The sequence below is a fragment of the Thermotoga sp. 2812B genome (assembly GCF_000789335.1).
In the GTDB taxonomy this organism is placed as follows: Bacteria; Thermotogota; Thermotogae; order Thermotogales; family Thermotogaceae; genus Thermotoga; species Thermotoga maritima.
The window spans coordinates 232592-254745 of record NZ_CP003408.1 but is presented as its reverse complement, the minus strand read 5'-3'; the positions used below and the strand labels follow the sequence as shown (position 1 = coordinate 254745).

The window sequence follows — 22154 nt, the reverse complement described above, 5'->3', positions numbered from 1 at the left end:
CCTAATTGTTAAAACTAAAGAAACCTCTTCATCACAGAAAGGTGAACCTCTTCACTTTTTTCACAAAAGCCTTTGTGTAGTATATTAACACAGGAGGAGGGATATTTCAATGGTGGACACACACACGCATCTTCATTTTCACCAGTTCGACGGCGACAGAAACGCTGTCATTTCCAGCTTTGAAGAGAACAGCATCGAATTCGTGGTGAACGTGGGTGTGAACCTCGAAGATTCGAAGAAATCACTCGATCTTTCAAAGACAAGTGATCGCATCTTCTGCTCTGTGGGTGTGCATCCGCACGACGCGAAGGAAGTTCCCGAGGATTTCATAGAACAGCTCGAAAAATTCGCGAAAGATGAAAAGGTGGTCGCCATAGGTGAGACCGGACTCGATTTCTTCAGGAACATCTCTCCAGCTGAAGTCCAGAAAAGGGTCTTCGTTGAACAGATCGAACTCGCAAGAAAGTTGAACCTTCCCCTCGTTGTTCACATCAGGGACGCGTACAGCGAGGCGTACGAGATACTCAGAACAGAATCACTTCCGGAGAAGCGGGGTGTGATTCACGCTTTTTCTTCGAGCTACGAGTGGGCGAAGAAGTTCATAGATCTTGGCTTTCTGCTTGGAATAGGAGGTCCTGTGACGTATCCGAAGAACGAGGCTCTGAGGGAAGTGGTTAAAAGAGTGGGCCTTGAATACATCGTTCTGGAAACGGACTGTCCTTTTCTTCCACCACAGCCGTTCAGAGGAAAAAGAAACGAACCGAAGTACTTGAAGTACGTCGTGGAAACAATTTCGCAGGTACTGGGTGTGCCTGAAGCGAAAGTGGATGAGGCGACCACAGAGAACGCCAGAAGGATCTTTCTGGAGGTGAAGAAATGATCCCCCTTTTTGATCTCACGAGGCAGTACGAGAGAATCAGGGGAGAAATCTTGAACGCGATAGACAAGGTGATCTCTTTGGGAAGGGTGATTCTCGGAGAGAACGTGAGAAGACTCGAGGAAGAAATCGCCAGTTTTACTGGCGTGAAGCACGGTGTTGGTGTTGCGAGCGGGAGCGACGCGCTTCTCATAGCGCTGAGGGCGATGGGAGTGGAAAAGGGAGATACGGTGGTTACAACACCCTACACCTTCTTTGCCACGGCGAGCGCACCCTACAGACTCGGTGCCAGGGTAATCTTCGTCGACGTGGACGAAAGCACCTTCAACATGGATCTGAACCAGCTTGAACACGTTCTGAAAAAAGAGAAAGTGAAGGCTGTCATTCCCGTTCATCTCTTCGGTAGAACCGTGGATCTCGAGGCGCTGAGCTTTTTGAGGGAGAAATACGGAGTGATGATCCTCGAAGACTGCGCTCAGTCGATGGGATCGGAGTGGAAGTTCTCGAGCGGCGAGATTAGAAAAAGTGGGTCTGTGGGGGATGCGGCGATTTTCTCTTTCTTTCCCACGAAGAACCTGGGGACTTACGGCGACGGTGGGATGATCGTGACGAACAGCGATGAGATAGCGGAAGAAAGCAGGATCCTGAGAGTGCACGGTGCAAGAAAGAAATACTTTCACGAAAAGGTGGGATACAACTCGAGGCTCGACGAGATACACGCCGCGATTTTGAGGGTGAAACTCAGGTATCTGGAAAAGTGGACAGAAGAGAGAATACGGGTGGCGAGGACGTACCAAAAACTGTTCGAGGAGAAAAAACTGCCGGTGGTCCATCCCCGCGTGGAGGAGAAAGGCTTCAGGTACCACGTTTTCCACCAGTATGTGGTGCTCTTCGAAAATGAAGAGGTGAGGGAGAGAGTCAGAGAAGGATTGAAAGAGAGAGGTATTCAGACAGCAATTTATTACCCCCTGCCTCTCCACCTTCAAAAGTGCTTCAGGGATCTGGGATATCAGGAAGGAGATTTCCCGGTGGCCGAATCTCTTTCGAAGAGAAGTCTTGCGCTTCCCATGTTCCCAGAACTGAGAGACGACGAGATAAAAGAAGTCGTCGACACGATAGCGCTCTTTCTTTAGGTGAGATCTTTCACCACCTTGAGTGTGGCCGTGGCCACTGATTTCAAAAAGTCTCCTTCGAGGGGTGCAACCCCCACTTCTGTTCTTTCTCGATCTTCATCCTGGATCGTGAGGTGGACGAGCACGAACTCTCTTCCAGCCAGAAAGACCTTCTGAACGTCGTCCACCGAGACGGGATAATCAGGATTGAAAGCCTCTATCACCGCTTCTCCAACGAGCCTTGGAAGGTTCGTGGATGTTCCAGGACCCGCGCTCTCACCCACCATGTCTTCGTCTTCGAGAGGGTTGTGTATCGTGACCTTCACCTGTTTTTTCCTGTCGAGGTTTTTCACCTCTATGGAGGTGATCTCATAAGTTTGAGAAGAAGGGAATCTTCCCTGACTCAGCTGGGCGACACTGATGATCCTTCTGTCTATCTTCATTCCAAGAGACGCGAGAGCAACAGTTTCGATATCGCGAACGATCTGTTTTGGATTTCTGGAAGGATCTGCTATGACGTGGATCTCTCTGGGCTGACCGTCTTCCTCTATCACCTTGGCGGAGATGACCCCGGATATCTTCGATATGACTTCTTCCAGTGTCTTTGCGCTGCTCATCCAAATACCCCCCACGCACTGTTTTTTACTATTTTACCAGAGCATCTATCACCGCGAAAACAACGCTCTGGAGAAGATCTTTTTCCAGAAGAGCCGCACCGATTCGCCAGTTTTCCTTTCCGTTCTTCAAAAACGTGAGATGAGCAAAAACGAACCTTCTTCCTGCGAGAGCGACTTCTTTGATGTCGTCTAATGAAAGCTTCTGTTGCCGCTTCTCCGATGAGTTTGAGAAGGTTCCGGGATGTTCTGGGCCCTTCACTCTCACCAGAAAAGATCTTACCATGAGGATCTTTCAAAACGATCTCCACGCGGTATCTCTTTCCAGAAGAAGAGATTTTCAAATCGGATACATAAAAATATTGTTCATCACTTTGTGAAGATAGAAATCTGTCCACATAAGATTTGATCGATTTTCTATCGATATACAATACTTCCCCGCTTCGTTTTATCACGGGTATTCTATCCATATTTGTTCCCCTCTTTTGTTTTACCATACTTTACCATCCTTTAGGAAAAGATAGATCTCCCGTAGAAGTATGAAACCGAGGGAGGTAGATGGACCTTGCCTGGAAAACGAAGAGGTTTTTTCGTTGTTTTTTTAATAACGTTTCTGATACTCGTGATTCTGTTCATGTACGGCTACATCTCCTTTGAAATAAACAGGCTGTACGGTGGAAGAATGTCTCCTTTTGAAGATTGGAGGAGTTATATCGCTTTTCTTGCCTCCAAAGTGCCGTTTTTGAAAGACAGAATCAGCTATCAACCTCTCAAAGCGGAAAGTCCCGCTGAGTACTACTCGAGAATCTACCAGAAGTACATCGAGATATACAACCAGAAGATAGACGAATTGATCAGCAAAGAAAAAGAACTCGAAGAGCAGGCGAAGGTGCTGGAAGCGCAAAGAAACGTTGTTGAGAAGATGATCGAAGAGATTCAATCCCTAAAGAATCAATTGCTCGAGGAGAAAAACAGGCTGGAATCTTACAAGAAGCAGGTGGACGAACTCGTCAACGTACTTTTGAACACTGATCCAAGAAATCTCGCAAGCGCGCTCAACGAAGTGGACGATGAGACACTCGCTGTGATCTTTAAAAGAACCGATCCAGAGTACGCTGGGGAGTTTCTCGAGGCGCTCTCCGGTGTCAACCCACAGAAAGCCGCACGGGTGATGGAACTCATGGTGGGTGTGGAAAGCACCATTGAAAGGCTCGAAATGCTGGTTAAACAAGCTCAGGAAGCGGTGAAACAGATGACGGAAAAAGAATCACAGCTTTTCCAAAAAGAAGCGTACTTGAAAGCGGTGGCAGACGCTCTGAACAACATCACACCTGAGATAGCCATTGATTTCCTGAGAAGAGAGAAGATGGATCCAGAAACCTTGAGAACGGTTCTTTCGATGATGGATCGGGAACACGCTTCTGTTCTGGTCCAGTACATAGTTCAGAACGCTCCGGATCTTCTGGAGGAGAGAAAGTGAAGGTAGGACAATTTTCTCTTTTTGCGATGATCAAGACGGCAGAGAAAAAGGGTGAATTGAAAAAGAAATCAGTGACAGGTTTGTTCTCTCAATCTGTGAAGGACCTGATGAAATCGCTGGGGAGCAAAGGAAAGGTGCTTGGCACTACACCTGGGAAGAAAAATGTACATCGAGCCGAATCGTCTGAAAATCGTGCTGATGGACTTAAGAAAACAAAAAGAAACGTGTTAGACAATCTCGATGGTACCAGCGCTCAGCACATTTCGATGTCGGCTGAGGAAAATGTGAAGCTGGAAGAGATACTGGACGGACAGCTTTCGAAGAGATCTCAAGATGCTTCTGAGGATCGGAAAGAACTGAAAGAAGAAGCTGTGCGCTCATCTTCGAGTAAGCTGATTAAAGAGATCAAAACAACCGATGATAAATCCAGTGAGAAACATGTTTTGGAAGAAGTATCTAAAAGAGATGAAAATCATGCTGAGTACCGAAAAAGTGAGCAAGGGATTTTCAAATCCAGAACACATGATATTTCAACTGAAAAGCTTTTGACTTCCACTGAACATGAAGAAAAGAAAGAAAACGGTTTTCTGGTGAAAGATTCAGAGAATAAAGAAAATGCAAGTCAGATTTCGTTCGAAAAGAAACACCGTTCTGTTTTGCATTTGGAATCAGAGACTTCTCGGAGTGAATCGAACAAGAATCTTTCGAGTTCTTTTAGAACACCTGTTGAAGTTTCTCAGACAAGTTCTGAGTCTTCTTTGAAATCAGATGATCGGAAGACAAGTCACACAGCAAAACGAACGATTTTCGGCGAGATAGGATCTCTTCTTAAGAATTCCGATACGGCGAAGCTATCAAGAGACTTTGAAAAGACAACGGGTATCGAAAACGAACTCTTTGAAGAAAGGATCACGGGAAATATCAGGGATGAAATAAAAATGTCTAAGCTCAGTTTTGTTCCGCTTCTCCCTGCAGACGAAAAGCAACAATCATCGAACGGTGATGGAGAAAAGGTCTGGAAGGTTAACAATCAAAGAATTTCACAGGCGAGCTTTGACAGTTCTGGTTCGAAAGAGTCGCTTCTCGTAAATGAAAATTCCGAGAATTCAAAAGAAAATCAGAAAATCAACTCTTTCACAAAGAGAGGAGATACTCACACAGAAAAACAATCAGAGAAAACCTCTTCCGGTTTGAGAGAAACCGTCCTGTCATTCGGGAATGATGGTTCCTCTCCAGAAAAGAATACCAGAAACGTACTGAACAGCCGTAATGAAGCTCCTTCGGTGAGGAGAGAAACACCCGCAAACAGCTTCTATGATCAAAAGACTGCTGAGAGCAATACCAAAACATCTTCAGAGAAGTCTTCTGAAAAACCACTCTCCCAAAACCGAGAGAAGAATCAGCCAATGGAAATGAAAATGAGGTACGAAGAAAAAGGAAAAATCGAAAGTTACAGAGAAATAACAAACAGAGAGGCGCTGGAGTTTCTGTCTCAGGAAAGGGCGAAGCAGGTTTACTCACTCCCCGAATTGAAAAGAACAGAGACCGTTCATCTACCAAGGTTTGTGGAACAGATGTACTTCCACAAAACAGAAAGGGCCGTCATAGACCTCGAGCCACCGGAGTTGGGAAAATTGGAGATCACCATAACAAAGGAAGAGAACCAGCTGAAAATAGTGTTCAAAGTCCAGACAGAAGAAGCCAAGCACGTTTTAGAACACGACATACCGCGGTTGATCGAGAGATTCAACGAAAAGGGATTCGATGTGCAGGTCTACGTCGAAAAACAGGAGGAAGACTACCTGTATCAGGAGAATCAGAACAAAGAGGGAAATCAAAGACAGCAAAGAGAAAGCAAAAGTCACAAACGTGAAACTTCGGGCAGTCTATTTGAGGAGTTCATCCAGGAGGTGAAAACGTGATCTACGACATGAGCGGTATATACCTCTCTTCTCTTACAGGAATCAGAAATAATTCCAGCTCTTCGAGTAATTCTCTCGACAAAGAAGCTTTTCTCAGACTCCTTCTCCAAGAACTGGAAATGCAGGATCCACTGGAACCCATGGAAACGAAAGACATGATTTCTCAGCTTTCTCAGCTCACGAGCCTTGAACAGATCACAAACCTCACCAGTGCGGTGAAGGACTTCGTCGAAGCTCAGACGAGTGTGAGCCCAGCCCAGCTCGCTTCTCTGATAGGAAAGTACGTCGTGGTGAAAAACAACACGGTGAATCTTGTAGACGGTCAGTCGGACAGCATCATATTCAACGTGGATGAAGATGCACATGTTGTGGTTCAAATACTTGACGAAAACGGGAAAGTGGTGAAAACAGAAGATCTTGGAACTGTTCAGGCGGGAGTTCACGCCTGGCAGTGGGATGGAAGGGATGACAACGGGATCAGTGTTGAAGATGGCAGTTACACTTACCACGTTTATAAGCTTACATCGAGCGGATTGGAGGAAATAGGAGGAATAGAAGGTGGAATGGTGGAAGCTGTTCAGATAAAGGATGGAGAGGGATTCGTTCTTGTGAACGGTTCGCTCTATCCTGTCGATTCCATCCTGGAGATTTCTCAGGAGGGTGATGCGTGATGATGAGGTCACTCTACAGCGGCATAACGGGTCTTAAAAACTTCCAGGTAGCGATGGATGTTGTAGGAAACAACATCTCCAACGTGAACACAGTTGGGTTCAAAGCGTCGAGGGTGAACTTCGAGACGATGATCGCTCAGATGATCAAGGCAGGACGACCTCCTCAGGGAAATGTGGGCGGTACAAATCCCATGCAGATAGGTCTTGGTTCTCAGGTGTCCAGTATCGACAAAATCATGACGCAGGGCTCGTTCCAGAACACGGGTGTGAAGACCGATCTTGCCATCCAGGGAGATGGGTTCTTCATCGTCTCGGATGGAAGCTCCTATTATTACACAAGAGCCGGTGCGTTCACTCTGGACAGCAACGGAAACTTGATTCAGACCTCTACGGGTTACAAGGTTCAGGGATGGACAGCCGTTCAGGATCCTGAGACTGGTGAAAGGTACATCGACACCAACAGACCCATCGGGGATCTGGTGATCAGTGCGGGTATGACGATGTCTGCGAAGAAAACTTCTAACGTGAGGTTCGAAGGAAACCTGAACTCCAGTGTTGGTCCCGAGCCTTTCTACATAACGCTCGTCGATAACAACGGTGAAAATCACGAGGTGAGGATATGGTTTGAAAAGACATCTCAGGATCTTGGAAGTGATCCTTTTGGAGACAATCAAAGATACACGATGAAGATCGACACGGATGGTGACGGTGTGGAGAACGTGACGGGTTACATAGTGTTCGACAAATTCGGGAATGTAACAGACGCCGGCATATACTTTTACTCCAGTTTAGTGACGGCAGAGGAAGACGGTATCATACAGGGTACTACTCCGTTGTCCGATGGAACTTACGATGTCGAAGTGAAAGATTCAAATGGCAATATCATCTATAGTGGTCAGATTGATGTTTCAGGCGGAGTGTACAAGATAGAGGATCCAAATATCAAGTCGGGTGAAACGTACGCGGTTGAGTTCAAAAGAGTAGAAAGTATGTCAGAAACAGCAGATGCCACCGGATTGTCTGGAACTGTGGATGCAAGTGCCGTGGAACCGGGAAGCTACAAGGCACTGATCATTGATAGTAACGGTCAGAGAGCAGCGGATGGTGTGGATGCCATCGTATCTTCAGACGGAAGTTTTGTATTGACAACTAATCTTACAGCTGGAAACTCGTACAGTGTGGTTCTCTACAAGGACGGATGGGTCCTCACCGGGAAACAACCGGATGCCAATGGAGACATCTCTGATACCGTATCAGATCCTGATCTTTACGGTAAGACTGTCAAGGCAGCCATCGTTGATTCTCAGGGAAATGTTACTTACCAGGATGTTTCTATAGATTCGGACGGGAATTTCACAGTAAGTGGTCTAGATAGCAATGAGACATACACCATTTACTTCTATCCTTCAGACGAGTACAAAGCAGACAACCTAACGGCTGAATACGCTATCGTAGGAAATGCACCCGCTGGTTTCAATGATGGAGAGTACAGCGCGGTTGTTCTGGATTCCAATAGCAACGTTGTTTACAATGGAGCAGTGAGTATCGTCAACGGTGAGTACAAGATAGTAGATTCTGATTTTCAATCCGGTGGCAACTATACAGTAATTCTCTCTCCACTTCCTGATATCGTCACAGGGGAAGGTGTCATCACAGGAACGGTTGATACAAGCAAGGTGAGCCCCGGTGATCAGAACGTTATGGTTCTGGATTCTTCAGGAAATGTAGTGTTCGAGGGAACGGTCACCGTTAACGATGATGGAAGCTTTACTATCACAGACCCTGATATAAAGAACGGAGGAGATTATACCGTAGTGTTCACTTCCACAAATGCTGTGATGAACAAGTTGTTCGTAGCGCCAGGTGCAGAGCTTGTCATCCCCACCTATGGAACTCCAAGGTTCTATGAAGCAGACAATCCGAACAACTTTGTTCAGACTGATTTCACGTCTCCTCACTACACCACCGCCGTTCAGGTGTACGACTCTCTTGGAAACGCGTACACGGTTTACTATGAATTTGTACGGCTTGGAAGAACCGTTATCGATGGCCAAGAATACCAGAACGCCTGGATCTGGAGAGCGTACACAGACAATGGTGAACCCGTTGAATTCGTTGATAAAAACGGCAACAGCGCTTACAACGGTCATAAATACATCGCCGGTATTCTGGATTTTGATGAAAACGGTTCAATTTCTCTATCCGATCTAAAGGGACTTTACTACGATGAGACAACAGGAACCTACAGATTGGGTGATGAAATGAAGACAATACAGTTCGATACTTCAAAAGAAGGTGATGGAACAGTAAAAATAGATGCCGATTTTTCCAACATCACCCAGTTCTCCGGTGACAGCACCGTGAACATCCCGTGGCAGGATGGAAATCCGATGGGTGTTCTGGAATCCTTCGCCATAAACGAGCAGGGAGAGATCATAGGAACCTTCAGCAACGGACTCACCGACGTTCTTGGACAGATCGCCCTCGCGGTGTTTAACAATCCTTCGGGACTCTCAGAGGTTGGTAATTCGCTCTACGTCGTGTCTGCCAACAGCGGCGTTCCAAAGATAGGAGCTCCTGGCAGTGGAGGAAGGGGTGTTTTGATCCCTGGTGCCCTTGAAATGTCCAACGTGGATCTTGCGGAAGAGTTCACCAAGATGATCGTCGCACAGAGAGGTTTCCAAGCAAACGCGCGTGTCATCACGACGGCCGATCAGATTCTGAACGAACTTGTGAACATCAAGAGATGATGAAAGATGATCAGACTGACCAGAATAGATGGTAGATGGTTTTTCCTGAACGCCGATTTGATAGAAACCGTAGAAGCACTGCCCGACACAACGATCACCCTCATAAACGGTAAAAAATACATCGTGAAGGAATCCGCAGAGGAGGTCGTTCAAAGGGTGATAGAATACAAGAGAAAGATCTTCAACTGGTGGAAAGAACAGGGAAGGTGATCCTATGGATCTTGCAACCCTGATGGGAATGGCTCTGGTGATAGCGGCTCTTTTCATAGGAATCCTGACGGGTGGAGGAGACTTTGCGGCGTTCATAAACATACCGTCGCTGTTCATAACCGTCGTTGGTTCCATCGCGGCAACCATGGTGGCTCATCCGAAGGACAAAGCCTTCAAGATCGTGAACATCATGCTTTCAACGCTGAGGGAACCAAAGCTCGATCACGTTTCCCTGATTCAAACGATGGTTTCTTTTTCTGAAAAGGCACGAAGGGAAGGTTTGCTTTCTCTGGAGGAGAATCTGGAGAGTATAGAAGATCCGTTCATGAAAAAGGCGCTCCAGCTCGTGGTTGACGGAACGGATCCGGATCTTTTGAGGAACATGATGGAAACGGAAATGGAACTCTTTGAAGAGGAACTCGACGGAGAAAGGGCGGTTCTGGAATCCGCAGGGGCGTACGCTCCTGCGTTTGGTATGATTGGAACTCTGATCGGGCTCATTCAAATGCTCAAATCCTTGAACGATCCAGAAACACTGGGACCCTCTATGGCGGTTGCTCTGATAACGACACTCTATGGAGCCATACTGGCTAACGGTGTCTTTCTTCCCATGGCTGAAAAGATCAAAAAGAGAAGAGATATTCTGGTTTTGGAAAAAAGAATGATACTGGAGGCTGTTCTTTCTATCCAGGCAGGAGAGAACCCGAGGATCCTCGAAGAAAAGCTCAAATCGTTCCTCCCTGAGAAAGAAAGGCAAGCCTACGAGGCGGCTTCTCAGGAGGCAACTGCGTGATGGCTAAGAAAAAAGAAGAACAGAGGGGTACTCCTCAATGGATGACGACCTATTCGGACATGGTGACACTGCTTCTCACGTTCTTTGTGGCTCTGATCTCGATGTCCACTATCAGTCCCGGAAAGTTCCAGCAGGTGGCGGTGGGGCTCAGGATCGCACTGAGTGGAAGACCACCGAGCGTTCTCATGGGGGGAAAGAGCATAAACGAAGAACCTCTGATCACGTCAAAGAGGGGAATATATCAAGAACTCATGAGATTGTCCGAAGAATATAAGGGAAAGATCACAGTTGAGGAAAGAGACGAAGGGACATTGATAGTGTTGAAAGACATGGTGTTTTTTGAGCCGGGAAGCGCCAAGCTCACAGCGGAAGCCAAAAAACTGCTGGCCAAAGTGGGACAGATAGTTATAGAGCACACCACGAACGTACTTGAGGTTTACGGTTACGCAGATGACAGACCTCCTCTTCCAAATTCAATATATATTTCCAACTGGCATCTTTCGAGCGCCCGAGCGGCGAGTGTAGTGAATTTCTTCCTCACCGAGTTGAAGGAAAAAAGAATGATCGAAAGGGCTGCAGACATAAAGCTCGGACGTTTCAACATCGATCTTTTCTACAATCCAGACAGATTCTACCCAATAGGACTTGGAGACAGGGAGATAAAGAAAAAGATCCAGGATCTTGAAAACCAGATCAACGTCGAGAAAGCTCTTCTCAATGAGAAGTTCAGAAACGGGGAGATTTCTCAAGCGGAATACGAATTGGAACTGAGAAAACTGGAGGAAAAGTATCAGCAGGAATTGGATAGGTTGAGAAGGGAATTCAGGAGAATAGATATCCTCATAAAACGGGAGAAAATGTGAGGTGAAAGAATGGCAGAAGAAGAAAGAAGAGAAGAAGAACAACCAAAACGTCGAATGGGTGCATCTTTGATCACGAGCATCGTTGTTCCGCTTGTGGTTTCCGTAGCAGTGTATTTTTTGCTGCCCATGTTCCTCGGCTCGAATCAGGGCAAGCAGGGTGAGAACGTACCTTCGACCCCCGTTAGGATAAAGGCGGTTCTCATTCAGCAAGGAGAGAATCAGACCTTTCTCCTCAAAGGTGGAAGGGATGTGGTTGTAATAGATTCTTTGTCTTTCAGTGTGGGGAGCGATGCCTGCAGAGCAGCTATAGCCGAAAGGAAAGATGAGATCATGGATGCGCTTATGATGATCTTTCTGAGTAAAGATAAGAGTGAACTGAGCACCGTTCCTGGTCTGGAACTGTTGAAACGTCAAATAAGAGACGCGGTGAACACGATCACTGGATTCGTTGGTGATAAAGAGAAATACGGTGTCCTTGATGTGTACTTGTACATCAAAGCGTTCGCGACCACCGAGTGAGGTGGTAACGTGTCGGATGTCCTCAGCCAGGAAGAAATAAACCAGTTGATCGAAGCATTGATGAAAGGTGAATTGAAGGAAGAAGACCTCCTGAAGGAAGAAGAGGAGAAAAAGGTTAAGCCTTACGATTTCAAGAGGCCGAGCAAATTTTCCAAAGAACAACTTCGAACCTTTCAGATGATACACGAAAACTTCGGGAGGGCCCTCTCTACGTATCTCTCAGGAAGGCTGAGAACTTTTGTGGATGTCGAAATCAGCATAGATCAGCTTACTTATGAGGAATTCATAAGATCCGTGATGATACCTTCGTTCATTGTTATCTTCACCGGCGATGTTTTTGAGGGAAGCGCCATCTTCGAAATGAGACTGGATCTCTTTTATACCATGCTCGACATCATAATGGGAGGTCCCGGCGAAAACCCTCCAAACAGACCTCCCACGGAGATAGAAACCTCCATAATGAGAAAAGAAGTGACAAACATTCTCACGCTTCTTGCTCAGGCCTGGAGTGATTTTCAGTACTTCATTCCTTCGATAGAAAACGTGGAGACGAATCCTCAATTCGTTCAGATTGTACCTCCCAACGAGATAGTGCTTCTTGTGACCGCCTCTGTTTCCTGGGGGGAGTTCACGAGTTTCATCAACGTGTGCTGGCCGTTTTCGCTTCTTGAGCCTTTGCTCGAAAAGCTTTCGGATCGCTTCTGGATGATGGGAAGAAAACCCGAAAAAGTTGAAGAGAGAATGGAAGAGCTCAGAAAAGCTTCCCAAAAGATACCTGTTACTGTCCAGGCGGTGATTGGAGAAGCTGAGTTGAGATTGAAGGAAATTCTGGATCTGGAAGTGGGAGACGTCATAAGGCTTGGGACTCACTACAAGGATGAAATAAGAATAGACGTTGAGGGGAGACCCAAGTTCAGGGGAATTCCCGGAGTGTTCAAAGGAAAGTACGCGGTGAAGGTGACCGGTGAATTCACCAACGGAGGTGAATACGAATGACGGAAAATGAATTCCTCTCTCAGGAAGAGATAGACAAGCTTCTCAGCGGTTCTGATACCGGTGGTGTCCTCACTCCCGAAGAAAAGGACATGATAGGCGAGATAGGAAACATCGCAATGGGGAGTGCTGCAACGACGCTCTCGATGATCCTCGGAAGGGATATTCACATCACCGTTCCAACTGTTCGGGAAGAAAAGATGAAGAACGTCAAGAGTGACTTCAGTGGTGAACAGGTAGTGGTGAGTGTGGAATACACGGAGGGGCTCGAAGGTTTGAACGTTCTTGTCCTCGATAAAAAACTCGTGGCGGTTATAGCTGACCTCATGATGGGGGGAAGTGGAGAGGTAGAAACCGAGGAACTGGACGAGATCAAACTCAGCGCGGTTGGAGAAGCGATGAATCAGATGATGGGAAGCGCTGCAACGTCGCTTTCTGAACTTCTAGGAATAACCATCAATATATCTCCCCCGAAGGTGGAGATATTGAATTTCGATGATCCTAACACACAGTTTCCACCGGTAACCGACAATCCGGAGAAAGATGTTGCCGTTGTCGAATTCGAAATGGAGATAGAGGGACTTCCGAAGTCGAAGTTCTACCAGGTGATAAGTGCCGACCTGGTGAAGAAGATGTACGAGTACTTCACAAAGAAACAATCCGAAACTAAAGGTGGTGAGAAAAAAGAAGAAAAGAAAGAGGAGAAAAAGGTGAAGGTCGAACCGGTAGAATTCGCCGAGCTGAAACCTTCTGAAACCAGAAAAACCGAAGTGCCGAGTGACAAGCTGGAACTGCTTCTCGATATTCCTCTCAAAGTCACAGTGGAACTTGGAAGAACGCGAATGACTCTGAAACGGGTTCTGGAAATGATCCCTGGCTCCATAATAGAGCTGGACAAACTCACGGGAGAGCCTGTGGACATCCTCGTGAACGGAAAGCTCATCGCCCGCGGAGAAGTTGTCGTGATAGATGAAAACTTTGGGGTGAGGATAACAGAGATCGTGAGTCCAAAAGAAAGGCTCGAGCTTCTCAACGAATGATGTTTTCCAGTCCCCAGGTCAGAAGTTCCGGGTGCTCCCTGTTGATGAAATTCGGGTCTTCCAGGAGTTCTGAGTGTTTCACACTGCCTTCTCTGAAGCGCAGGACTTTTGAGATGTAGTCTTTCATGTTCCTGACATCTTCGATGGTGCCCACTTTTCCGTGCCCCGGTACGAAGTAATCTGCCCGTATTTTTTCGATTTCGCTGAGCGCTTCTATCCATCCGAAGAGGTCACTGTCCGTGACTATTTCGGCATGGATGCCGGTTGTCAGAAGGTCCCCGCAGATGACTATTTTTTCGTTCTTCAAAACGAAGATCGAAGAATCCGGAGTGTGTCCTCCCAGGTGAACCGCTTCCACCACGATGTCTCCAAATCTGTAATTTTCTCTTTCGGAGAAGGTCTCATCTGGAAACTTCAGGGAAACCTCCACTCCTATCTTTCTTATGTACTCTTCATCCATTTCTTCCAGGGATTTTCTGGTGAGACTGTGGGATATGATCCTGTCAAAAACCTCGTTTCCGAAGGTGTGGTCGGGATGGTAATGCGTGTTGAAAACAACGGCAATTTCTTTACCCAGAATTTCTGCGGCGAATTCTTTGATCTTCCTCGCCTTTTCAGGAAAAAGCGTTGAATCGAAGAGCACACAAAATTTCTTTCCACAGACGAGCACACTGTTCGCTGATGTTCCTGTTCCTATCACGAATACTCTGTCAGAAAGATTCGTGATCATCTTTTCACCTCGTGTAGTATAATTCTCCAAGAGTATTCTTCTACACAATGAGGTGGTTTTCCTTGGCAACGGCCTTTCTCTGGGGATACTACGGCTTCGACAACTTCGGAGATGAACTGATGTTCAAAGCGTGTGTGAATCTTCTGAGGGAGCTGGGATTCGGGACCATATACACACCCCTGCCGAAGGGGAAAAAATCCATGGGGGTTACCTCTGTCGATAGATATTCGATCAAGCTACTCTCTCTTTTGAAGAAATCTCAGGTTTCCATAGCGGGTGGAGGAGGATTGTTCCAGGACGTTACCAGTCTCCGGAGCCTTCTCTATTACTACTCGATTTCAAAAGCTTCACTTCTCATGGACAAACCTCTCATATTCTTTGGAAACAGCGTGGGACCGTTGAGAAGAAGACTTTCAAAAAAGCTCGTGTGGGACGTCTTCAAAGATAAAAGGACTGTCTTCATAGCGCGCGATCCCGCTTCTTACAGGTATGTCAAAATGGTTGGTGGAAATGCGGTGCTCGGAACAGATCCGGCTATAATCCACCTCATGGAGTCTGATATGGAAAAGAAAACCGAAAAGAAAGCTGTGTTCTTCCTGAAATCTCCGATGGATGTGTCGTATATCTTGAAGAGCCTCAGGGATCAGGGAATCAACGACTTTGTCATATCGACGGCTTTTCCAGGGGATCACTCCTATCTTCCACCTCTCAGAAATGGAGAGAACTTGCTCGAAGAGATAGTGAGTTCGTCCATTGTGATAACGGAGAGGTTCCACCCGGCGCTTGTGGCGGCGTATTTTGAAATACCGTTCATTATCGTCGATTGTCAGAAAGCGAGAAGATTTTTCGCAAGATACACAAAAGAGGATCATTTCTTTTCAAAGAGAGATCCTCTGGAAATCTCTTTGAAGGTTCCCGTTGTGTTGAAGAAAGAATTGAAACTGAAAGAGAAAATGAAAAACGACGCGATTGAGATGAAGGAGATGCTGAAAGGAGTCCTGAAAGGATGGTGAACATGAGGATAATCGTTCCCACACTGGGCAACATACTCACAGGGTTCCTCGCGGTGCTCATAGTCGCCACTCCCAGAGAGTACATCAAAGGCTTTGTAGCCTACAAACTCGGCGATACCACACCGAAGCAGGCCGGAAGGCTTTCTCTGAACCCCTTCGTTCATCTCGATCCACTGGGAACGATTTCTTTCATCCTCTTCGAGTTCGGGTGGACAAGGTCCGTGCCCATTCGCTATTGGAAGCTCAAAAACAAGAAGAAGGATCTTTTGAAAATCTCACTGCTCGGTCCTGCCGTTAGCTTCATCCTCTTCTTTCTTTGTGGATTGATCGCTTCGCATCTTCCCGAAGAGGATTTCTGGTGGTTTCTCATGGTGAAAGCCGCAAAGTACAACCTCACGTACGCGCTCTTTTCTCTTTTTCCCATACCACCTCTCGATGGAAGCAAGATTCTCGCCTCTCTTCTTCCCGACAGGTATATGGAGTGGCTGGTAAAATACGAGGTGTACGGGGTTCTCTTCATGATCGCTCTGCTCGTGCTCTGGATAATACCACTCGTTATGAATCCCTTTGTGAGGTTCATCGATGGTTTTGTTTGGATGATCGTGAGGTGATTTTTTTGATCGTACTCAAATATCCTGTGTCTCTGAACGTCATAAGAAAGTTGAAGACAGGAGATGTGGTTTACTACACGGGAAAGATCGTTGTTATGGACAGAAGCGTTGTGGACATCCTTGAAAAATACGAAAGATACGAAGGAACAAAGCTCTACGACCTGACGGGAGAAATAGTGGTATTGGGAACGTTCAGGAAGAACAAGCTTCAGTTTCAAGAGATGACTGAAGAGCTCCTGGAAAGACTCTTTCTTCTGGGAGTGAACGGTGTGATTCTGGAGAGAGTGCGTCCTTTTTCTGCCACGAAGAGGTTTTCCAGAGTGTTGTTCGAGCCCCTTGAAGAAATCAGGGGAACGAGGAGGGTGATTTATAAAACTCCGGACAGCAAGAAACTCGAAGAACTGGAAGTGGAGAAGTTGGTTCTCCGTGTGGTCCAGGACTCTTCCGGCAAGGTATACTCGAAGGTCTAGATTCCCAGTTCTTTCTTGAACTCTTCGTACGTTTCCAGTATTTTCTGGGCGTAGGACTTTCTGCTGTTTCCACCGTTGTAGTACTCGAGTGCCAGTCTCAAGTTGTTGAATTTGTCGAAGAGATATTTCAAGTAATGGGCTCCGTACTTTATGTTCAACCGGTAGTTCCACACGAGCTCTGTCCAGCCTGACTCTGGGATTTCCAGACCGTACAGATTCGCCACCATCTCCGCCGTCTCTTTCTTTATCTGCATCATGCCGAGTTCTCCGTACAAGCCCACAACATTTCTGAAGTCGCTTTCCACATCTATGACGGATATTATGAGAATAGGATCGAAATTCGTCTCTTTTGCCACGTTGTTTATCGTTTTCCACAGGTCTTCGAGGAATTCTTCATCGCTTTTCAGTTTGTAGGAGGCTCTTCTTGATCTGACCAGTTCTTTGAACCATTCCTTCACCGCGATGGAGTTGATCTCGCGAAAGGAAATATTGTTTTCAGAAGGAACGGTGCTCAAAAAAACAGGAATCACCATGAGCACCAGGATCAGGATAGTTATTTTTTTCACGATTTTCCTCCTCTGTTCAATCATTCTTAATGTCTCCTCTGGTATAATAAAGGCTGGATGCAATTCGATTATAACATGGGGGGATTCTGTGGAAGTTCTTTACAGGAAGTACAGGCCAAAGACTTTTTCTGAGGTTGTCAATCAGGATCATGTGAAGAAGGCAATAATCGGTGCTATTCAGAAGAACAGCGTGGCCCACGGATACATATTCGCCGGTCCGAGGGGAACGGGGAAGACTACTCTTGCCAGAATTCTCGCAAAATCCCTGAACTGTGAGAACAGAAAGGGAGTTGAACCCTGCAATTCCTGCAGAGCCTGCAGAGAGATAGACGAGGGAACCTTCATGGACGTGATAGAGCTCGACGCGGCCTCCAACAGAGGAATAGACGAGATCAGAAGAATCAGAGACGCCGTTGGATACAGGCCGATGGAAGGTAAATACAAAGTCTACATAATAGACGAAGTTCACATGCTCACGAAAGAAGCCTTCAACGCGCTCCTCAAAACACTCGAAGAACCTCCTTCCCACGTCGTGTTCGTGCTGGCAACGACAAACCTTGAGAAGGTTCCTCCCACGATTATCTCGAGATGTCAGGTTTTCGAGTTCAGAAACATTCCCGACGAGCTCATCGAAAAGAGGCTCCAGGAAGTTGCGGAGGCTGAAGGAATAGAGATAGACAGGGAAGCTCTGAGCTTCATCGCAAAAAGAGCCTCTGGAGGCTTGAGAGACGCGCTCACCATGCTCGAGCAGGTGTGGAAGTTCTCGGAAGGAAAGATAGATCTCGAGACGGTACACAGGGCGCTCGGGTTGATACCGATACAGGTTGTTCGCGATTACGTGAACGCTATCTTTTCTGGTGATGTGAAAAGGGTCTTCACCGTTCTCGACGACGTCTATTACAGCGGGAAGGACTACGAGGTGCTCATTCAGGAAGCAGTCGAGGATCTGGTCGAAGACCTGGAAAGGGAGAGAGGGGTTTACCAGGTTTCAGCGAACGATATAGTTCAGGTTTCGAGACAACTTCTGAATCTTCTGAGAGAGATAAAGTTCGCCGAAGAAAAACGACTCGTCTGTAAAGTGGGTTCGGCTTACATAGCGACGAGGTTCTCCACCACAAACGTTCAGGAAAACGATGTCAGAGAAAAAAACGATAATTCAAATGTACAGCAGAAAGAAGAGAAGAAAGAAACGGTGAAGGCAAAAGAAGAAAAACAGGAAGACAGCGAGTTCGAGAAACGCTTCAAAGAACTCATGGAAGAACTGAAAGAAAAGGGCGATCTCTCTATCTTTGTCGCTCTCAGCCTCTCAGAGGTGCAGTTTGACGGAGAAAAGGTGATTATTTCTTTTGATTCATCGAAAGCTATGCATTACGAGTTGATGAAGAAAAAACTGCCTGAGCTGGAAAACATTTTTTCTAGAAAACTCGGGAAAAAAGTAGAAGTTGAACTTCGACTGATGGGAAAAGAAGAAACAATCGAGAAGGTTTCTCAGAAGATCCTGAGATTGTTTGAACAGGAGGGATAATTTGAAAAAGATCAAGAGTTTTGGTGGAAAGAGTCTGGGTGGGGGAAAGCAGGAAAAGATTTTGAAGGACTTCGCCAGAATGCAGGAGGAGCTCCAGAAAAAAATCCAGGAACTCGAAGAGAGCTTTTCACAGATAGAAGTAGAGGCTTCCGTTGGTGGAGGGGCCGTCAGAATCGTTGCAACCTGTGATAGGAGAGTCAAGGATATAGAAATAGACGAAGATTTGAAAGAAGACTTCGATACGCTGAAGGATCTTCTGATAGCGGGAATGAACGAAGTCATGGAAAAGATCGAAAAACGCCGTGAAGAGGAGATGAGCAAAATAACTCAGCAATTTGGAATACCAGGATTGATGTGAGAAGGAGGGAAAGAGCATGGCAAGAGTGGCTATTAACGGTTTCGGTAGGATAGGAAGGCTCGTCTACAGGATCATCTACGAAAGAAAGAATCCCGACATCGAAGTAGTGGCTATTAACGATTTGACAGACACCAAGACCCTTGCACACCTTCTGAAGTACGACTCCGTTCACAAGAAGTTCCCCGGTAAAGTCGAGTACACCGAGAACTCTCTAATCGTCGATGGAAAAGAGATCAAGGTCTTCGCGGAACCCGATCCTTCGAAACTGCCCTGGAAGGACCTCGGTGTTGACTTCGTGATCGAATCCACCGGTGTCTTCAGAAACAGAGAAAAGGCAGAACTTCACCTGCAGGCTGGAGCGAAGAAAGTCATCATCACAGCGCCCGCCAAGGGAGAAGACATCACCGTTGTTATCGGTTGTAACGAAGACCAGCTGAAACCCGAACACACCATCATTTCCTGTGCGTCCTGTACAACCAACTCCATTGCACCCATCGTGAAGGTGCTCCATGAGAAGTTTGGAATCGTCAGCGGAATGCTCACGACTGTTCACTCTTACACGAACGACCAGAGAGTTCTCGACCTGCCTCACAAAGATCTGAGAAGGGCAAGAGCAGCTGCGGTGAACATCATTCCGACAACCACGGGTGCCGCAAAAGCAGTTGCGCTCGTTGTTCCTGAAGTGAAGGGCAAACTCGATGGTATGGCTATCAGGGTACCTACTCCCGATGGATCCATCACCGATCTTACAGTTCTGGTCGAGAAAGAAACCACGGTCGAGGAAGTCAACGCTGTCATGAAAGAAGCCACAGAGGGAAGACTCAAGGGAATCATCGGATACAACGATGAACCCATTGTGAGCAGCGACATCATTGGAACGACGTTCTCCGGTATCTTCGATGCCACAATCACCAACGTTATCGGTGGAAAGCTCGTGAAGGTGGCTTCCTGGTACGACAACGAGTACGGATACAGCAACAGAGTTGTCGATACACTCGAATTGCTCCTCAAGATGTGAAGAACGGGCGGGTTTTCCCGCCCTTCTCAGACTCAAAAAGGGGGTGCGAACATGGAAAAAATGACCATAAGAGATGTTGATCTGAAAGGCAAGAGAGTCATAATGAGAGTGGACTTCAACGTTCCAGTGAAGGATGGGGTCGTTCAGGACGACACGAGAATAAGAGCCGCCCTTCCAACGATAAAGTACGCTCTTGAACAGGGTGCAAAGGTGATACTCCTGTCCCATCTTGGAAGGCCCAAGGGAGAACCTTCACCAGAGTTCAGCCTCGCACCTGTCGCCAAAAGACTCTCTGAGCTTCTTGGAAAAGAAGTGAAGTTTGTTCCCGCTGTTGTCGGTGATGAGGTGAAAAAGGCCGTTGAGGAGCTCAAAGAGGGAGAGGTTCTCCTCCTTGAAAACACCAGATTCCACCCGGGAGAGACCAAGAACGATCCTGAACTCGCGAAGTTCTGGGCTAGCCTCGCCGATATTCACGTGAACGATGCCTTCGGAACGGCGCACAGGGCACACGCTTCCAACGTTGGAATCGCACAGTTTATTCCCAGCGTAGCGGGATTCCTCATGGAAAAAGAGATAAAGTTCCTTTCCAAGGTGACTTATAATCCAGAAAAACCGTACGTTGTGGTTCTTGGAGGAGCAAAGGTATCTGACAAAATCGGCGTCATCACGAACCTCATGGAGAAAGCCGACAGAATTCTCATAGGTGGAGCCATGATGTTCACCTTCCTGAAGGCTCTTGGCAAAGAGGTTGGATCGTCCAGGGTTGAAGAAGACAAGATCGACCTCGCAAAAGAACTCCTCGAAAAAGCGAAAGAAAAGGGTGTTGAGATCGTTCTTCCCGTTGATGCCGTTATCGCTCAGAAGATCGAACCCGGTGTGGAAAAGAAGGTTGTCAGAATCGACGACGGGATACCCGAAGGATGGATGGGCCTCGACATAGGACCCGAGACAATTGAGCTCTTCAAGCAGAAGCTCTCCGATGCAAAAACCGTTGTCTGGAACGGGCCAATGGGAGTCTTCGAAATAGACGATTTCGCTGAAGGCACGAAGCAGGTCGCACTTGCGATCGCAGCGCTCACGGAAAAGGGAGCGATCACCGTTGTGGGTGGAGGAGACAGCGCCGCGGCGGTGAACAAGTTCGGTCTGGAAGACAAATTCTCCCACGTTTCAACGGGCGGAGGGGCTTCTCTCGAATTCCTTGAAGGAAAAGAACTTCCTGGTATTGCCAGCATCGCGGATAAAAAAAAAATAACTCGTAAACTGATCCTCGCTGGGAACTGGAAGATGCATAAAACGATCTCGGAAGCGAAAAAGTTTGTGTCGCTGCTCGTGAACGAACTTCACGACGTGAAAGAGTTCGAAATAGTGGTCTGTCCTCCGTTCACAGCTCTATCTGAAGTGGGGGAAATACTCTCTGGTAGAAACATCAAATTGGGAGCTCAAAACGTTTTCTACGAAGACCAGGGAGCGTTCACCGGGGAGATTTCTCCTCTCATGCTGCAAGAGATCGGCGTTGAATACGTGATCGTGGGACATTCCGAGAGAAGGCGTATTTTCAAAGAAGACGACGAGTTCATAAACAGGAAAGTGAAAGCGGTGCTTGAAAAAGGTATGACTCCTATTCTCTGCGTTGGAGAAACACTCGAGGAAAGAGAGAAAGGACTCACTTTCTGTGTTGTGGAAAAACAGGTGAGAGAAGGTTTCTACGGTCTCGACAAAGAGGAAGCAAAGAAAGTGGTAATAGCTTACGAGCCAGTCTGGGCAATCGGGACAGGAAGGGTGGCGACACCACAGCAGGCACAGGAAGTACACGCGTTCATAAGAAAGCTGCTCTCGGAGATGTACGACGAGGAAACAGCGGAATCGATAAGGATTCTCTACGGTGGAAGCATAAAGCCGGACAATTTCCTCGGTCTCATCGTTCAGAAGGATATAGATGGTGGTCTCGTTGGAGGAGCGAGTCTCAAAGAGTCTTTCATAGAACTTGCACGAATAATGAGAGGTGTGATTTCCTGAGGC

The 22154-nt window shown here is 46.9% G+C and carries 23 protein-coding genes; 19 read left to right on the top strand and 4 right to left on the bottom strand.

Annotated features, from left to right (window positions below):
• Positions 1–109: 109 nt before the first annotated feature.
• Positions 110–880 carry a TatD family hydrolase gene (locus T2812B_RS01350; protein WP_008192613.1) on the top strand — a complete coding sequence of 257 codons (771 nt, stop codon included), beginning with the start codon at positions 110–112 and terminating at the stop codon, positions 878–880.
• A complete protein-coding gene (locus T2812B_RS01345; protein WP_008192615.1) occupies positions 877–2010 on the top strand; it encodes a DegT/DnrJ/EryC1/StrS aminotransferase family protein in 1134 nt (377 codons plus the stop codon). The genes T2812B_RS01350 and T2812B_RS01345 overlap by 4 nt, the downstream gene beginning before the upstream one ends.
• Here the strand turns inward: T2812B_RS01345 and T2812B_RS01340 are convergent.
• Both T2812B_RS01340 and T2812B_RS09795 read right to left on the bottom strand, forming a co-directional pair.
• On the bottom strand, positions 2007–2606 hold the full coding sequence (locus tag T2812B_RS01340) for a hypothetical protein (protein ID WP_008192618.1): 600 nt from the start codon (positions 2604–2606) through the stop codon (positions 2007–2009). The genes T2812B_RS01345 and T2812B_RS01340 overlap by 4 nt on opposite strands.
• Positions 2607–2634: 28 nt before the next feature.
• Complete coding sequence (locus tag T2812B_RS09795; protein ID WP_008192621.1) at positions 2635–2889, bottom strand: hypothetical protein; 255 nt, start codon at positions 2887–2889, stop codon at positions 2635–2637.
• 279 nt (positions 2890–3168) lie between these two features.
• On the opposite strand from T2812B_RS09795, the gene T2812B_RS01330 reads away from it, so the two are divergent.
• Genes T2812B_RS01330 through fliY form a run of 10 tightly spaced genes read left to right on the top strand, consistent with a single transcriptional unit; the run spans position 3169 to position 13844 of the window.
• Complete coding sequence (locus T2812B_RS01330; RefSeq protein ID WP_008192623.1) at positions 3169–4083, top strand: MotE family protein; 915 nt, start codon at positions 3169–3171, stop codon at positions 4081–4083.
• Positions 4080–6005, top strand: a complete 1926-nt coding sequence (locus T2812B_RS01325; protein ID WP_039454422.1) for a flagellar hook-length control protein FliK — start codon at positions 4080–4082, stop codon at positions 6003–6005. Before T2812B_RS01330 ends, T2812B_RS01325 begins: the two co-directional genes overlap by 4 nt.
• Positions 6002–6676, top strand: a complete 675-nt coding sequence (locus T2812B_RS01320) for a flagellar hook assembly protein FlgD (RefSeq protein WP_008192627.1) — start codon at positions 6002–6004, stop codon at positions 6674–6676. Before T2812B_RS01325 ends, T2812B_RS01320 begins: the two co-directional genes overlap by 4 nt.
• Positions 6676–9426: a flagellar hook-basal body complex protein gene (locus tag T2812B_RS09790; protein WP_008192630.1), complete on the top strand. Its 2751-nt coding sequence runs from the start codon at positions 6676–6678 to the stop codon at positions 9424–9426. The genes T2812B_RS01320 and T2812B_RS09790 overlap by 1 nt, the downstream gene beginning before the upstream one ends.
• Before the next feature lie 6 nt (positions 9427–9432).
• The gene (locus tag T2812B_RS01305) at positions 9433–9636 is read left to right on the top strand and encodes a flagellar FlbD family protein (RefSeq protein ID WP_008192632.1); all 204 of its coding nucleotides are present in this window, start codon (positions 9433–9435) and stop codon (positions 9634–9636) included.
• A 4-nt stretch (positions 9637–9640) separates the two neighbouring features.
• Positions 9641–10429: a motility protein A gene (locus T2812B_RS01300; protein WP_008192634.1), complete on the top strand. Its 789-nt coding sequence runs from the start codon at positions 9641–9643 to the stop codon at positions 10427–10429.
• Positions 10429–11292, top strand: a complete 864-nt coding sequence (locus T2812B_RS01295; protein ID WP_008192636.1) for a flagellar motor protein MotB — start codon at positions 10429–10431, stop codon at positions 11290–11292. The genes T2812B_RS01300 and T2812B_RS01295 overlap by 1 nt, the downstream gene beginning before the upstream one ends.
• Before the next feature lie 9 nt (positions 11293–11301).
• Positions 11302–11811, top strand: coding sequence for a flagellar basal body-associated protein FliL (fliL, locus tag T2812B_RS01290; RefSeq protein WP_004081086.1), 510 nt, complete (start codon positions 11302–11304; stop codon positions 11809–11811).
• Between the two features lie 9 nt (positions 11812–11820).
• Positions 11821–12807, top strand: coding sequence for a flagellar motor switch protein FliM (gene fliM, locus T2812B_RS01285; protein WP_008192640.1), 987 nt, complete (start codon positions 11821–11823; stop codon positions 12805–12807).
• Positions 12804–13844: a flagellar motor switch phosphatase FliY gene (gene fliY, locus T2812B_RS01280; RefSeq protein WP_008192642.1), complete on the top strand. Its 1041-nt coding sequence runs from the start codon at positions 12804–12806 to the stop codon at positions 13842–13844. The genes fliM and fliY overlap by 4 nt, the downstream gene beginning before the upstream one ends.
• Here fliY and T2812B_RS01275 read toward each other — a convergent pair.
• Positions 13834–14574, bottom strand: a complete 741-nt coding sequence (locus T2812B_RS01275; RefSeq protein ID WP_004081082.1) for an MBL fold metallo-hydrolase — start codon at positions 14572–14574, stop codon at positions 13834–13836. The two genes, fliY and T2812B_RS01275, sit on opposite strands and share 11 nt — an antisense overlap.
• 62 nt (positions 14575–14636) lie before the next feature.
• Between T2812B_RS01275 and csaB the strand changes: the two genes are divergently transcribed.
• Genes csaB through T2812B_RS01260 form a run of 3 tightly spaced genes read left to right on the top strand, consistent with a single transcriptional unit; the run spans position 14637 to position 16668 of the window.
• A complete protein-coding gene (gene csaB / locus T2812B_RS01270) occupies positions 14637–15587 on the top strand; it encodes a polysaccharide pyruvyl transferase CsaB (protein WP_004081081.1) in 951 nt (316 codons plus the stop codon).
• A complete protein-coding gene (locus T2812B_RS01265) occupies positions 15581–16198 on the top strand; it encodes a site-2 protease family protein (protein ID WP_004081080.1) in 618 nt (205 codons plus the stop codon). The genes csaB and T2812B_RS01265 overlap by 7 nt, the downstream gene beginning before the upstream one ends.
• Complete coding sequence (locus tag T2812B_RS01260; protein ID WP_008192645.1) at positions 16195–16668, top strand: hypothetical protein; 474 nt, start codon at positions 16195–16197, stop codon at positions 16666–16668. Before T2812B_RS01265 ends, T2812B_RS01260 begins: the two co-directional genes overlap by 4 nt.
• Here the strand turns inward: T2812B_RS01260 and T2812B_RS01255 are convergent.
• Complete coding sequence (locus T2812B_RS01255) at positions 16665–17234, bottom strand: lytic transglycosylase domain-containing protein (protein WP_010865186.1); 570 nt, start codon at positions 17232–17234, stop codon at positions 16665–16667. The two genes, T2812B_RS01260 and T2812B_RS01255, sit on opposite strands and share 4 nt — an antisense overlap.
• Positions 17235–17322: 88 nt before the next feature.
• Here T2812B_RS01255 and dnaX point away from each other — a divergent pair, with 88 nt between their 5' ends.
• From dnaX to T2812B_RS01235, 4 genes are read left to right on the top strand one after another with little or no spacing between them, the layout of a single operon-like run.
• Positions 17323–18759, top strand: a complete 1437-nt coding sequence (gene dnaX / locus T2812B_RS01250; protein WP_004081077.1) for a DNA polymerase III subunit gamma/tau — start codon at positions 17323–17325, stop codon at positions 18757–18759.
• Between the two features lies 1 nt (position 18760).
• A complete protein-coding gene (locus T2812B_RS01245; RefSeq protein ID WP_004081076.1) occupies positions 18761–19117 on the top strand; it encodes a YbaB/EbfC family nucleoid-associated protein in 357 nt (118 codons plus the stop codon).
• A 16-nt stretch (positions 19118–19133) separates the two neighbouring features.
• Positions 19134–20135, top strand: coding sequence for a type I glyceraldehyde-3-phosphate dehydrogenase (gene gap / locus T2812B_RS01240; RefSeq protein WP_004081074.1), 1002 nt, complete (start codon positions 19134–19136; stop codon positions 20133–20135).
• 51 nt (positions 20136–20186) lie between these two features.
• Positions 20187–22151, top strand: coding sequence for a bifunctional phosphoglycerate kinase/triose-phosphate isomerase (locus T2812B_RS01235; RefSeq protein ID WP_008192652.1), 1965 nt, complete (start codon positions 20187–20189; stop codon positions 22149–22151).
• The last annotated feature ends 3 nt before the right edge of the window (positions 22152–22154 follow it).